At 73.7% G+C, this 13,072-nt stretch carries 13 protein-coding genes; 10 read left to right on the forward strand and 3 right to left on the reverse strand.

Translation table 11 applies throughout. The annotated features are described in order from the left end of the window. Positions 1-73 precede the first annotated feature (73 nt). The 7 genes from ACIF8S_RS20495 (at position 74) to dnaK (ending at position 8,978) form a co-directional block, all read left to right on the forward strand. Positions 74-475: a hypothetical protein gene (locus ACIF8S_RS20495; protein WP_349800184.1), complete on the forward strand. Its 402-nt coding sequence runs from the start codon at positions 74-76 to the stop codon at positions 473-475. A gap of 100 nt (positions 476-575) precedes the next feature. Beyond that, positions 576-2,648: a phage holin family protein gene (locus ACIF8S_RS20500; RefSeq protein ID WP_400000608.1), complete on the forward strand. Its 2,073-nt coding sequence runs from the start codon at positions 576-578 to the stop codon at positions 2,646-2,648. A gap of 127 nt (positions 2,649-2,775) precedes the next feature. Further along, complete coding sequence (locus ACIF8S_RS20505) at positions 2,776-3,837, forward strand: ATP-binding protein (RefSeq protein ID WP_400000610.1); 1,062 nt, start codon at positions 2,776-2,778, stop codon at positions 3,835-3,837. Continuing rightward, a complete protein-coding gene (locus ACIF8S_RS20510) occupies positions 3,834-5,654 on the forward strand; it encodes a hypothetical protein (protein WP_400000611.1) in 1,821 nt (606 codons plus the stop codon). Before ACIF8S_RS20505 ends, ACIF8S_RS20510 begins: the two co-directional genes overlap by 4 nt. A 98-nt stretch (positions 5,655-5,752) precedes the next feature. Next, entirely contained in the window at positions 5,753-6,181 is a 429-nt protein-coding gene (locus tag ACIF8S_RS20515; RefSeq protein WP_024883822.1) for an OsmC family protein, read from the forward strand. Between the two features lie 79 nt (positions 6,182-6,260). Next, positions 6,261-7,004 carry a glycerophosphodiester phosphodiesterase family protein gene (locus ACIF8S_RS20520; protein ID WP_400000613.1) on the forward strand — a complete coding sequence of 248 codons (744 nt, stop codon included), beginning with the start codon at positions 6,261-6,263 and terminating at the stop codon, positions 7,002-7,004. Positions 7,005-7,100: 96 nt separating this feature from the next. Beyond that, a complete protein-coding gene (gene dnaK, locus ACIF8S_RS20525; RefSeq protein WP_400000615.1) occupies positions 7,101-8,978 on the forward strand; it encodes a molecular chaperone DnaK in 1,878 nt (625 codons plus the stop codon). 13 nt (positions 8,979-8,991) lie between these two features. Here dnaK and ACIF8S_RS20530 read toward each other — a convergent pair whose 3' ends face one another. After that, on the reverse strand, positions 8,992-9,855 hold the full coding sequence (locus ACIF8S_RS20530) for a helix-turn-helix domain-containing protein (protein ID WP_400000617.1): 864 nt from the start codon (positions 9,853-9,855) through the stop codon (positions 8,992-8,994). 194 nt (positions 9,856-10,049) lie between these two features. On the opposite strand from ACIF8S_RS20530, the gene ACIF8S_RS20535 reads away from it, so the two are divergent. Next, positions 10,050-10,475 (forward strand): hypothetical protein, encoded by a 426-nt coding sequence (locus ACIF8S_RS20535; RefSeq protein WP_400000619.1) that lies wholly within the window; start codon positions 10,050-10,052, stop codon positions 10,473-10,475. On the opposite strand, the gene ACIF8S_RS20540 is transcribed toward ACIF8S_RS20535, so the two are convergent. Next, positions 10,457-11,272, reverse strand: coding sequence for a helix-turn-helix domain-containing protein (locus ACIF8S_RS20540; RefSeq protein ID WP_400000620.1), 816 nt, complete (start codon positions 11,270-11,272; stop codon positions 10,457-10,459). The genes ACIF8S_RS20535 and ACIF8S_RS20540 overlap by 19 nt on opposite strands. Before the next feature lie 127 nt (positions 11,273-11,399). On the opposite strand from ACIF8S_RS20540, the gene ACIF8S_RS20545 reads away from it, so the two are divergent. Both ACIF8S_RS20545 and ACIF8S_RS20550 read left to right on the forward strand, forming a co-directional pair. Beyond that, the gene (locus ACIF8S_RS20545; protein WP_400000622.1) at positions 11,400-11,705 is read left to right on the forward strand and encodes a 4a-hydroxytetrahydrobiopterin dehydratase; all 306 of its coding nucleotides are present in this window, start codon (positions 11,400-11,402) and stop codon (positions 11,703-11,705) included. A 5-nt stretch (positions 11,706-11,710) separates the two neighbouring features. Continuing rightward, the gene (locus ACIF8S_RS20550; RefSeq protein WP_400000624.1) at positions 11,711-12,451 is read left to right on the forward strand and encodes a class I SAM-dependent methyltransferase; all 741 of its coding nucleotides are present in this window, start codon (positions 11,711-11,713) and stop codon (positions 12,449-12,451) included. On the opposite strand, the gene ACIF8S_RS20555 is transcribed toward ACIF8S_RS20550, so the two are convergent. Next, positions 12,429-13,016: a chloramphenicol phosphotransferase CPT family protein gene (locus ACIF8S_RS20555; RefSeq protein ID WP_400000626.1), complete on the reverse strand. Its 588-nt coding sequence runs from the start codon at positions 13,014-13,016 to the stop codon at positions 12,429-12,431. The genes ACIF8S_RS20550 and ACIF8S_RS20555 overlap by 23 nt on opposite strands. Positions 13,017-13,072 lie beyond the last annotated feature (56 nt).

Raw genomic sequence — 13,072 nt, forward strand, 5'->3', positions numbered from 1 at the left:
CCTTCGCGCGACTCCCCGAAGCCTACGCGCAGGAGTAGGGTCGTCGGCGAAAACCGGAGGTGAGGGGGACACCATGGCGCCGGTGCGGGTCACCACCATCGCGAGCCTGACGCCGCTGGAGGAACTGGACGCCGATCCGTTCCTGGTGGACTCCCGCGGGCAGCACACCATGTGCGCGCGCTGGGCCGCCGAGCACGGCTACGTGGTGGCCCGCGAACTCCTCGTGCACGGTCTGCGCCCCGACCACTGCCTGCTGTGGGACGGGGTACGCCCCGGCACCGACCTGTTCGTGGCGCCCAGCCTGCGTGTGCTGGAGCGCGCGCTGTCGTCCGTGGCGGAGTTCACCGCCGAGTGCGCGCGGCGCGGGGTACGGGTGGAGACGGTGGGCCGCGCGGAGCCGTCGTACGACGCGGCGATGAAGGCCCGGGTGCACCGCCGGCTGTCCATGCCGACCGCCGGTTACGACGGCCGCTGAGGCGCCTGGGACCGCGTACCAGGGGGGACGAAACGCCTCATCAGGACGTTGTGACAGGGTGGACGCGGTCCAGAGAACCGGAACGTGAGGTGTACGGGGCGTGGGTGGCGGGCGATGGCGACGGGTCGCCAGTCAGATCGGTCGGAGTGTCACGGTGTGGGTGGTCTCCACGCTCACCATGCTGGCCCTCGCGGGCATCCTGCCGGACTTCCGGCTGCGCTCGGCCGACGGCAGCAGCGCCACCGACATCGCGGTCACCGCCGCGCTCGGGGCCGGCGCCTTCGGTCTGCTGTCCGCCCTGGTCTGGCCCCTGCTCGTGCGGCTGCTGCTGCTGGTGCCCGCCCTCGTCCTCGGCCTGCTGGTGTTCTTCCTCAACGGCGCCCTGCTCTGGGTGGCGCTGCGCGTCAACCCCGTCGAACGGGGCTCCGCCGCCCCGGAGACGGCTGTCGTGGTCGCCGCCGTGATGTCCGCCGTCGCCTCGGCCACCGGCGGTGCCCTCGCCGTCCGTGACGACGACGCCTACCGCCGCCGCCTGTACCGGCTCGCGGACCGAAGACGGCGCTCCACCCCGCCCTGCCCGGCGACCCCCGGCACGGTGTTCGTGCAGCTCGACGGCGTCGGCCACGACGTCCTGCTGTCCGCCGTCGACAAGGGGCTGATGCCCACCGTCGCCCGCTGGCTCGGCACCGGCGGCGACCGCCCCAGCCACCGCCTCACCCCCTGGCGCACCGACTGGTCCAGCCAGACCGGCGCCAGCCAGCTCGGCATCCTGCACGGCAGCAACTTCGACGTGCCCGCCTTCCGCTGGTACGAGAAGGCCCGCCGCGAGGTGATGGTGTGCAACCGGCCCACCAGCGCCGCCGAGCTCCAGGCGCGCGCCATCGAGCACTCCGGCCACGCCGGTCTGCTCGCGCACGGCGGCGCCAGCCGGGGCAACCTGTTCAGCGGCGGGGCCGACGAGCAGGCGCTGGTGCTGTCCATCGCCACCCGCCGCAGGGGACCGGCGGCCCGCTCCCGCGCGGGCTACTTCGCCTACTTCTCCGACCCCGCCAACGCCGTGCGCACCGCGCTCTCCTTCGTCGCCGAGGTGGGCCGGGAGATCGGCCAGTCCGTGCGGGCCCGCGTGCGCGCGCAGCGCCCGCGCGTCTCGCGCGGCGGGCTCTACCCCCTGGTGCGGGCCTTCGCCACCGTCGTCGAACGCGACGTCGTGGTGGCCGCCGTGACGGGCGACCTGCTGGCCGGCCGCAGCGCCGTCTACGCCGACCTCGTCGCCTACGACGAGGTCGCCCATCACTCCGGGCCCACGAGCCGGGACACCGACAAGGTCCTCCAGCGCCTGGACCGCGCCCTCGCGCTGATCGCGAACGTCGCCGAGCACGCGCCCCGCCCGTACCGCATCGTGGTGCTGTCCGACCACGGGCAGAGCCCCGGCGAGACCTTCCGTTCCCGCTACGGCCTGACCCTCGGCGACCTGGTGCGGGCCGGCTGCGGCCTGCCCGTGCCGCGCCGCGCCCGGCGCACCCACAGCGGCGCGGAGGCCCGCGCGGCGGTCCGCGCGGCGCTGCGCAGGCCCGTCGAGGAGGGCACCGAGCAGTACCGTCCCTCGCGCGGCTCGGAGCCGGTCGTGCTGGCCTCCGGGAACCTGGGCCTGGTGTCCTTCCCCGACGTGCCGCACCGGATGACCAAGGAGGAGATCGACGCCCGCCACCCGGCGCTGCTGCCGACCCTCGCCAACCACCCGGGCGTCGGCTTCCTGCTGGTGCGCAGCGAACGCCACGGCGGGGTGGTGCTCGGTGCGTACGGCGCGGAGATCCCGCTGGACGAGCTGGACGACAACCCCGGCCCGCTGGCGGCCTTCGGGCCCGGCGCGGCCGACGTCGTGCGCCGCACCCACACCTTCCCGCACACCGCCGACATCATGGTCAACTCCTTCCACGACCCCGCGGACGGCGAGGTGCTCGCGTTCGAGGAGCAGATCGGCTCCCACGGCGGCCTCGGCGGCGCCCAGTCCCGGCCCTTCCTGCTGTCCCCGCTGGTCCTGTCCGCCCCGGTCCCCGAGGGCACGGAGCTGACCGGCGCCGAACAGGTCCACCACGTCCTGCGCCGCTGGCTGACCGAGGCGGAAGAGGCGGACCACCGCCCCCTGCCGGACCACACCGGACGAGCGGCCTGAGCGATGGCGACGGGCGTCACGGGCGAATATTCGGGTGACGGACACACCCCCCGGTTGAGAACCTCGACGGTGAACCGTCCACCCCGCCGCAACCGCGCCCGTCGAGGCGCGAAGAGGGAGTTCCTGCGTGCAGGCAGCCGTCACCGTCACCCCCGCCCGTGTCCCGGAGCTGCTGCTCGGCCTCGCCACCGTGCGGCCGGTGTTCCTCTGGGGCGCGCCCGGCATCGGCAAGTCCTCCCTGGTGAGGGAGTTCGCCGAGAGCCTCGGGCTGGAGTGCGTGAGCCTGCTGGGCACCCAGCTGGCCCCCGAGGACCTGATCGGCGTGCCGCAGATCCGTGACGGCCGCTCGGTGTTCTGCCCGCCGGAGGCGATCGCCCGCGACGAGCCGTACTGCCTGTTCCTGGACGAGCTGAACGCGGCCACCCCGGACGTGCAGAAGGCGTTCTACTCGCTGATCCTCGACCGCCGCATCGGCGACTACGAACTGCCCAAGGGCTCCGTCGTGATCGGCGCCGGCAACCGCTCCACCGACAACGCCCTCGCCCGGCCCATCGCCTCCGCGCTGGTCAACCGGCTCACCCACGTCCACCTGGAGGCGTCCCCGAAGGACTGGCTGGTGTGGGCGGCGGACAACGGCATCCACCCGTGGATCACCGACCACCTCACCGACCGTCCCGACCACCTGTGGTCCAAGCCGCCCAAGACCGAGGAGCCGTTCTCCACACCCCGCTCCTGGCACATGCTCTCCGACGCGCTGCACTCCTTCGGCCGCGACCTGGGCGAGGACACCCTGAAGGTCCTCGCCCACGGCACGCTCACCCCCGCGCACGCCACAGCCTTCTGCGGCTACGTGAAGATCGTGCGCAGCCGCTTCGGGATCGACGCCGTGCTCAAGGGCGAGGCCCGCTGGCCGCACCGCCCGGAGGACCGCGACCTGCTCTACTACCTCGCCGAGTCCTTCCGCGGCCGGCTGGTGAAGGAGCTGCCCGCGTCCAAGGAGCACATGTCGGCGGCCGGCCGGCAGATCGCGTACCGGGCCAAGAGCCTGCTGGTGCAGCTCGCCGAGATCTCCGTCGAGGTCGCGCAGACCGTCATCGCCTCCGACGCGGACGGCAACCCGGTGCTGCCGTCGTGGTTCCTCGTCGAGGCGGCCCGTGACATGCCCCGGCTGGTGGAGGCGCGCCGGTGAGCCGTGGCCGCGGCAAGAACCCGCAGCCCAAGGGCGGCAAGGGGCAGCGCAAGCGCGACCTCGCGGCGGAGGCGTTCACCGCGGGGCTGGCGATCATGCGGGCCAACCCGGCGCTGGCCGCCGTGGACGTCGACGTCTGCCGCCGCGAGGACTGCGAACTGGCCCCGCGCGACGGTCTGGTGCGCGTCGACTCGGACGCCGTGCTGCACGTCCACCCCGACCGGCAGGCCGACCCGGAGACCTGGGCGTGGGCCCTCGCGCACGCGGTCCTGCACCTCGGCTTCGGCCACGTCCCGGCCGCCGAGGGGCCCCGCACCCAGCCGGACGCCTGCGAGCTGGCCGCCCGCTGCGTCGTCGTCAACCGTTTCCTGCTCGGCTTCCCCGTCGGCAAGGTGCCCGAGGACCTGCCCGCCGCCTACCCCGACGGCGACGAGGAGCGGCTCGCCGCCGCCTGGCGGCGCGGCGGGATCCCCGCCGTGTACGAGCGCTGCGGCACCGCGGGCGGCGAGGCGGACCTGCACCTGGAGCGGTGGCAGGGCTGGTACGGGCAGCCGCCGGACCACCAGCTGGCGTTCGCCACGGCGCTCACCCGCACGGTGTCCGCCGCGATGGACATGGCGGGCGGCCGCCGGGACAGCCTGGGCGGCGCGCCGGCCCCGCGCCGCCCCTGGCACAAGGCACTGAGCTGGTTCGTCTCCTCCTATCCGCTGCTCGGCGGCATCGCCTCCGGCATGACCCTGGTCGCCGACGCCGAACTGGCCCGCGCCCACGGCATCTCCGTCGCCGCCGTCGACGCCGGGGCCGGCGAGATCTACGTCAACCCGCTGCGGCACCTGCAGGACGAGGAGTGGCGGTTCGTGCTGGCGCACGAGATGCTGCACGCCGCCCTGCGCCACGGCGACCGCTGCGGCCCCCGCGACCCGTTCCTCTTCAACGTCGCCTGCGACTTCGTCGTCAACGGCTGGCTGGTGGAGATGGACGTCGGCACCATCCCCGAGGGCCTGCTGTACGACAAGGACCTCGCCGGACTGTCCGCCGAGGAGGTCTACGACCGCATCGTGGACGACCGCCGCGCCCGGCGCCTGGCCACCCCGCGCGGCAAGGGACTCGGCGACGTGCTCGGCGCCCCGCTCGGCCCGCCCCGTGACTGCGTCGACCTCGACGGCTTCTACCGGCGCGGTCTCACCCAGGGCATGGACCTGCACGACCGTCAGGAGCGCGGCCTGCTGCCGGCCGGACTGGTCCAGGAGATCCGCACGCTCAGCCATCCGCCGCTGCCCTGGGACGCCCGGCTGGCCCGCTGGTTCGACGAGTTCGTGCCCCGCCCCGAGCCGCTGCGGTCGTTCGCGCGGCCCTCCCGGCGGCAGGCGTCCACCCCGGACATCCCGCGCGCGGGCCGCCGGTTCCCGCCCGAGGAGGTCGCCCGCTGCACCTTCGGCGTCGTCCTCGACACCTCCGGCTCCATGAACAGCGTGCTGCTCGGCAAGGCGCTCGGCGCGATCGCCTCCTACGCCGGGTCCCGGGACGTGCCGGCCGCCCGCGTGGTGTTCTGCGACGCGGCACCGCACGACGCGGGCTACCTGCCGGTCGCCGAGATCGCCGGGAGGGTGCGGGTGCGCGGCCGGGGCGGCACCGTGCTCCAGCCCGGCATCGACCTCCTCCAGCGCGCCGACGACTTCCCGCCCGGCGCGCCCGTGCTGGTCATCACCGACGGCTGGTGCGACGTACTGCGGGTCCGGCGCGAGCACGCCTACCTGATCCCGCAGGGCGCGCGGCTGCCCTTCACCCCGAGGGGGCCCGTCTTCCGGGTGAGTTGAGCCGTGATGTGATCGGATGGGACAGGACGCCCGGTGACGGGCGTCCGGACCGAGCACCGCCGGACACCCGGCCGGACTTTTCTCGAAAGGACTGCGTCATGGCAACCACGCGCGCCGCACACACCGTCTGGGAAGGCAGCCTCTTCAAGGGCAGCGGGGTCGTCGCCTTCGACTCCTCGGGTGCCATCCCCGAGCAGCCGGTCACCTGGGCCTCGCGCGCCGAGGACGCGAACGGGAAGACCAGCCCCGAGGAGCTGATCGCCGCCGCGCACTCCAGCTGCTTCTCGATGGCCCTGTCCAACGGCCTCGACAAGGCGGGCAACCCGCCCACCCGGCTGACCACCAACGCCGAGGTCACCTTCGTGCCCGGCCAGGGCATCACCGGCATCCACCTCACCGTCGAGGGCACCGTCCCCGGCCTGGACGAGGCCGGCTTCGTCGCCGCCGCCGAGGACGCCAAGGTGAACTGCCCGGTCAGCCAGGCGCTGAAGGGCACCGAGATCACCCTGACGGCGAAGCTCGCCTGACCGTCCGTACCGCCGGGCCACCGCAGGCCGCCCCCGCCGGGGCGGCCTGCGCCGCGTCCGCCACCGAAAGCCGCCGCCCATGACGCCACGCCCCGCCGTCTCCGCCCACCGGGGAGGCACCGAACGCGCCGCCCCGGCCACCTGGGAGGCGTACCAGGACGCGCTCGCCACCGGCGCCGAGTACGTCGAGTTCGACGTCCGGCGCACCGCCGACGGGGTCCTCGTCGTCCACCACGACCCCCGGGTGGGCGGCACCGGCCCCCTGCTGTCCACCCTCACGCGCGCCGAACTCGACGCCCGCGCCGGACACCCGGTGCCGCTCGTGGACGACGTGATGGCGCTGGTCGCCGGGAAGCTCGTCGCACACCTGGACCTGAAGGAGACCGGGTACGAGCGGGAGCTGGCCGACCGCGCGGTCGCCCTGCTGGGCGAGGACGGGTTCGTCGCCACGACCCTGGAGGACCGCTCGGTCGCCGCCGTCACCGCCGCCCGCCCGGGCGTGCGCACCCTGCTCTCCCTGGGCCGCGACGGCCGGGGCCTCGGCCGTCGCCGGCTGGTGCGGACCCGGATCAGCGAACTGCTGCCCCTGCGCCGCGTCCGGGCCTGCGGCGCCCACGGGGTCGCCGTGCACCAGCGGCTGGCCCGCGCCACCGTGCTGCGCGAGGCCGCCCGGGCCGGACTGTTCACCATGGTGTGGACGGTCAACGAGGACACGGCGATGCGGGCCTTCCTCCGTGACCCGCGGGTGGACGTCCTGGTCACCGACCGTCCCCGCCGCGCCGTGCGGCTGCGCGACCACCCGGACGGGCCCACCGGACGCTGACGGCTCCCCACCGGCACTCTTGACAACAGCCCGCTCAAGTTTTGTGCTGGAAGTGTTCGGAAGCCCGAAGAGGTGCCCTGGCGGAAGGGGACAGCGATGGGACGTGCCGTCGGAATCGACCTGGGAACCACGAACTCGGTGGTCGCCGTGCTCGAGGGCGGTGAGCCCACCGTCATCGCCAACGCGGAGGGCGCCCGCACCACGCCCTCGGTCGTGGCCTTCGCGAAGAACGGCGACGTGCTGGTCGGGGAGGTCGCCAAGCGGCAGGCGGTGACCAACGTCGACCGCACCGCACGCTCCGTCAAACGGCACATGGGCGACGCCGGGTGGCGGTTCCCCGAGCAGGGCGACATCGACGGCACCCGCTACCGGGCCCAGGAACTGTCCTCCCGGGTGCTGCAGAAGCTCCGCAGGGACGCCGAGTCCTACCTCGGCGAGGAGGTCACCGACGCGGTCGTCACCGTACCGGCGTACTTCGACGACACCCAGCGCCAGGCCACCAAGGAGGCGGGCGAGATCGCCGGCCTCAACGTGCTCCGGATCGTCAACGAGCCCACGGCCGCCGCCCTGGCGTACGGACTGGACAAGGAGAACGACCAGACCGTCCTGGTGTTCGACCTGGGCGGCGGCACCTTCGACGTGTCGCTGCTCGACATGGGCGAGGGCGTCATCGAGGTCAAGGCCACCAACGGCGACACCCACCTGGGCGGCGACGACTGGGACCAGCGGGTCGTGGAGTGGCTCGCCAAGCGCTTCAAGGGCCAGTACGGCGTCGACCTGGCCCAGGACAAGATGGCGGTGCAGCGACTGCGGGAGGCCGCCGAGAAGGCCAAGATCGAGCTGTCGTCCTCCACCGAGACCACGATCAACCTGCCCTACATCACCGCCTCCGCCGAAGGCCCGCTGCACCTCGACGAGAAGCTCACCCGGGCCCAGTTCCAGGAGCTCACCGCGGACCTGCTGGACCGCTGCAAGCAGCCCTTCCACCAGGCCGTCAAGGACGCCGGGGTGCGGCTGTCCGACGTCGACCACGTCATCCTCGTCGGCGGCTCCACCCGGATGCCCGCCGTCACCGACCTGGTCCGCGAGCTCACCGGCAAGGAACCCCACAAGGGCGTCAACCCCGACGAGGTGGTGGCCCTCGGCGCCGCCCTCCAGGCGGGCGTCATCCGCGGCGACGTCAAGGACGTCCTGCTGCTCGACGTCACGCCGCTGTCCCTGGGCATCGAGACCAAGGGCGGCATCATGACCAAGCTGATCGAGCGCAACACCACGATCCCCACCCGCCGTTCGGAGATCTTCACCACCGCCGTGGACAACCAGCCCTCGGTCGGCATCCAGGTCTACCAGGGCGAGCGTGAGATCGCCGCGTACAACAAGAAGCTCGGCGTCTTCGACCTGACCGGTCTGCCCCCGGCCCCGCGCGGCGTCCCGCAGATCGAGGTGGGGTTCGACATCGACGCCAACGGCATCATGCACGTCTCCGCCAAGGACCTGGCCACCGGCCGTGAGCAGAAGATGACCGTCACCGGCGGCTCGGCCCTGCCGAAGGACGACATCGACCGCATGATGCGGGAGGCCGAGCAGTACGCGGAGGAGGACCGCAGGCGCCGCGAGGCCGCCGAGACCCGCAACCAGGCCGAGCAACTCGTCTACCAGACCGAGAACTTCCTGCGGGAGAACGGCGACAAGGTGCCCGGGGACACCAAGGCCGAGGTGGAGGAGGCCGTCACCGCGCTCAAGGGGTTGCTGGGACAGGAGAACCCCGACACGGCCGAGCTGCGCACCGGCGTCGAGAAGCTCGCCTCGGTCAGCCAGCGGATGGGTCAGGCGATGTACGCGCAGACGGCGTCCGCCCCCGAGGGCGAGACCGCCGGCCCCGGCACACCGCCGCAGGAGGACGACGGCGTGGTGGACGCGGAGATCGTCGACGACGACAAGGACGCCGGCGGGCGGCGGGACGGCGCGGCCTGAACGGGCCCGCGCCTCACAGGCGCTCCCGGCACTCCCGCAGCAGCTTCTCGGTGCGCTGGGTCGTGGCCGCCCGGGCCGTCATGTGGTCCAGCACCTCCAGGTGCACCGAGACCTCCCTGCGGGAGTCCAGATACAGGGCGCCGGTCAGGTACTCGGTGAACACCATGTCCGGCAGCTCCGGCTCGGCGAACCGGAACAGCGAGAACGGCGCGTACGTCCCCGGGTGCGGGCCGTCGGCGAACTCGGCGATCTGGAGCGTGACGCGATCCCGTGCGGAGTACTCCAGCAGCTTGTCCAGCTGCTCGCGCATCACCCGGCTGTCCGGGCTCACCGGACGGCGCAGCACCGTCTCCTCCATCAGCACCCACAGGTGCGGCGGGTCCGGGCGCTCCAGCAGCCGCTGGCGTTCCATGCGCAGCGCCACGTGCCGCTCGACGGCCTCCCGGCCCGCCGTGCCGATGGTCCCGGCCTCCAGGACCGCCCGCGCGTAGTCCTCCGTCTGCAGCAGACCGGGCACGAAGTGCGGCTCGTAGGAGCGGATGATCCGGGCGGCGCCCTCCAGGCTCACGTACAGGCTGAACCACTCGGGCAGCACGTCGTGGTAGCGCTGCCACCAGCCGGGACGGTTCGCGTCCTCGGCGAGCAGGACGAACGTGTCGGTCTCGCTGTCGGGCACCCCGTAGGCCGTCAGCAGCATCTGCACGTACGGGATCTTCAGGGCGACCTCGGCGGTCTCCATCCGGCGCACGGTCGCCGGCGCCACCCGCAGGATCCGGGCGGCCTCCTCCCGGGAGAGCCCCGCGGCCTCCCGCAACTCGTACAGCCGCCGTCCCAGGACCACCTGGCCCACGGTGGGTGCGGCCCGCCGCTCACTCAACGCCACGCCTCCCCAACGCGCCCGGGCATGCGCTCATCCTGTCATGTCCCTCAGAGACTCTCACGTGCCGTGGACGACCGCCCTGTCCCGCCGCCCCGCGCCGCATTACCCCGCACGTAATCGACCCGGTCCGGCCCGCACGGGATCGTGGACGCACCGAATCCGGTGACCGCTCCCGACGGAGGATGATGCCCGTGTCCGCGACCCCGCTCGCCGCGCCCGCCCGCACCCTGGAACCGCTGCGGACGCTGCGCCGCCTCCTGGCCCTCGACGCCGTGGTGACCGGCGCCAACGCCGTCGCCTACCTCGCCCTGTCCGGACCGCTCGGCCGCTTCTTCGGCGTCGGGTCCGGCCTGCTGCTCGGAGCCGGCGCGTTCCTCGCCGCCTACGCGGCCGGCGTGGGCCTGCTGGCCGCCCGGCCGCACCCGCCGGCGCCCGGCGTGCGGGTCGTCGTCGAGGCCAACCTCGCCTGGACGGCCCTCAGTTTCGCCGCTCTCGCGCTGTGGCTGACGCCGACCGCCGCCGGTGCGCTGTGGACCGGGCTCCAGGCGCTCGCCGTGGGCGGCCTCGCGCTGCTCCAGCACCGGGCGCTGAGGGCGCGTCAGCTCAGCCAGGTCTGAAGGTACGCGGCCGTCGCCGGGTCCGCCGGGAGCAGCGTCTCCACGGCCAGCTCGGCGACGGTCACGTCCATCGGGGTGTTGAAGGTGGAGATGGACGACACGAACGACAACGTCCGTCCCCGGTGCTCGATCACCATCGGCAGCGCGAAGTACGCCACCGGCTCGGCCGGTTCCTCCGGACCCGCGGTGTCCGGTACGGGGTACGCCGCCACCTCGTCGTACAGCGCCCGCAGCCGGTCCGAGCGGCGCAGGGCGATGTTGCGCCGCATCTGTTCCAGCAGATGCCCGCGCCACTCCCGCAGGTTCCGGATCCGCGGCGCCAGCCCCCGCGGGTGCAGGGTGAGCCGCACCGCGTTCAGCGGCGGCGTCAGCAGCGCCTCGGGGACGCCGTCGAACAGCGCCAGGACTCCCCGGTTGGCCGCCACGACGTCGTACATCGCGTCCACCACCAGCGCCGGATACGGCTCGAACCCGCCGATCAGCCGCTCGATGCCGGCGCGCACGACCTCCAGCGCGGGGTCGTCCAGCGGGGTCTCCGGGTAGCGGGGCGCGTAACCGGCTGCCAGCAGCAGCGCGTTGCGCTCCCGCACGGGCACGTCCAGGTGCTCGGCGAGCCGCAGCACCATCTCCTCGCTGGGCCGGGACCGGCCGGTCTCGATGAAGCTGATGTGGCGGGCGGAGGAGTCGGCGCGCAGGGCCAGCTCCAGCTGGCTGACCCGCCGCTGCTGCCGCCAGGCGCGCAGCAGCGGACCCACGCCCTCGGTGCGGGAAGGGATGCCGGACGTGACGGTGGTCATGCCAGGACGGTAGCCGAGGAGCCGCCGCGCGGAGGAGGCGCCCGCCGTCCGGCCAGGGCACGGAGGGGGCTTCTGTGGCAGCCTGGACGCGGCAACGAGAGCCGACCCCGGCGAAGGAGCACCGACCATGCCCGTCGAACCGCTGTCCCGGACGGAGATCGAGGCCCGGCTCGCCGAGCTGCCGGGCTGGACGCTCGACGGCGACCGCCTCACCCGCGCCTACCGGCTGAGCTCGCACATGGCGGCGGCGGCCATGGTCGTCCATGTCGCCCGGGTGCAGGACGAGCTGGACCACCACTCCGACCTCACCCTCGGCCACCACACCGTCTCCCTGTCCGTGCACACGCACAGCGCGGGCGGCGCCGTCACCGAGAAGGACCTCGAGCTCGCCCGCAGGGTGGACGACTTGGCGCCCGCCCACGGGGCACACTGAGGCGCGTGCTGGACTACGACGAGGAAGCGGAACGCTACGACGCCCTGCGCGGCGGGGAACCCCGCGCGGCGGCGGCCGCCGAGGCCGTACTGAGCCTGGTCCCGCGGCAGGCGCGGCGCCTGCTGGACGTGGCCTGCGGCACCGGCATCGTCACCCGGCTGTTCCCGCGCGCCCGCCCCGGGCTGCGGGTCACGGGCGCGGACCTCTCCGCGTCGATGACCCGGCTGGCGGCGGACCGGCTGCCCGGGGACGTGGTCCGCGCCGACAGCCGCCGGCTGCCCTTCCGCGACGCGTGCTTCGACGCGGTGGTCAGCGTGTGGCTGCTGCACCTGCTCAACGACCCCGCCGACGTGCGCGCCGTCATCCGCGAGTGCGCCCGCGTGCTGCGCCCTGGCGGGGTGTACGTCACCACCGTGCACAAGGGGCTCTCGCACAACGTCGGCAGCGACATCGACGCCGTGCTCGCCGACCGCCCGCCGAGCCCCGTGCCCGACGACCCCGCGACGGTCGCGGCCCGGGCGGCGGGGCACGGACTGGTCCCGGCGGGTCAGGCCCGCTTCCGGGGCCACGGCCAGGGCCGCAGTCCCAGCCGCACCGTGCACGACCTGCGACGCGGCTGGTTCGTCACCCTCCCGACCGGCCACCCCCTCGTGGACGACTTCGCCACCCGCCTCTCCGCCCTCCCGGACCAGAACCGCCCCCGCCCGGACCCGGTCTTCACCCTCAAGGCGTTCCGCAAACCGTAGTGCCCCCTGTCCCGGACACGGCGCCCACCGACTCCCGGAGCTGTTCGAAGGCGGTGGGGGAGGGGCGGCGGGGCAGGAACGCGGCGATGGCGCGGGCGCAGTCCGCCGGGCTCGTCGTGGTCGTGTCGCACTCGACGTCGTACACGCCGTGCGCGTGCACCCGCCCGTACTGCCGGGCAGCGAGCCCCGCCGGACGGTCGCCCCGCTCCCGCTCACGCCGTTCGGTCTCCTCCAGGGAGCACCGCACGCCGACCAGAACCACCTCTCGCGGGTCGAACAGCGCGAGACAGTCGGCGAGTCGCCACTCCTCACTCAGCACATGGTCGACGACCACGTTGTTTCCCGCCGCGGCCATTCCCGCGACCGCCCGGTGGTATCCCCGCCAGGTCCGGTGCAGTACCTCCGGAAGCCGGTCGGCGTCGATCTCCCGGCTCGTCCGCATCCGGTGGAAGGCGTCCACGGGCATGTGGAAGTACGGCTCGTCCAGGACGTGCAGCAGTTCCCTCGCGATGCTGGACTTGCCCGAACTGGACGTCCCGTTCAGGAAGATGATCCGTCCGTGCATCGGGGCTCCTTCGGGGTCGCCGGCGGGGGCGGCCCCGTCATCCCTCGCCGGCGGTG

It is taken from the genome of Streptomyces sp. NPDC085937 (assembly GCF_044540535.1).
GTDB lineage: Bacteria > Actinomycetota > Actinomycetes > Streptomycetales > Streptomycetaceae > Streptomyces.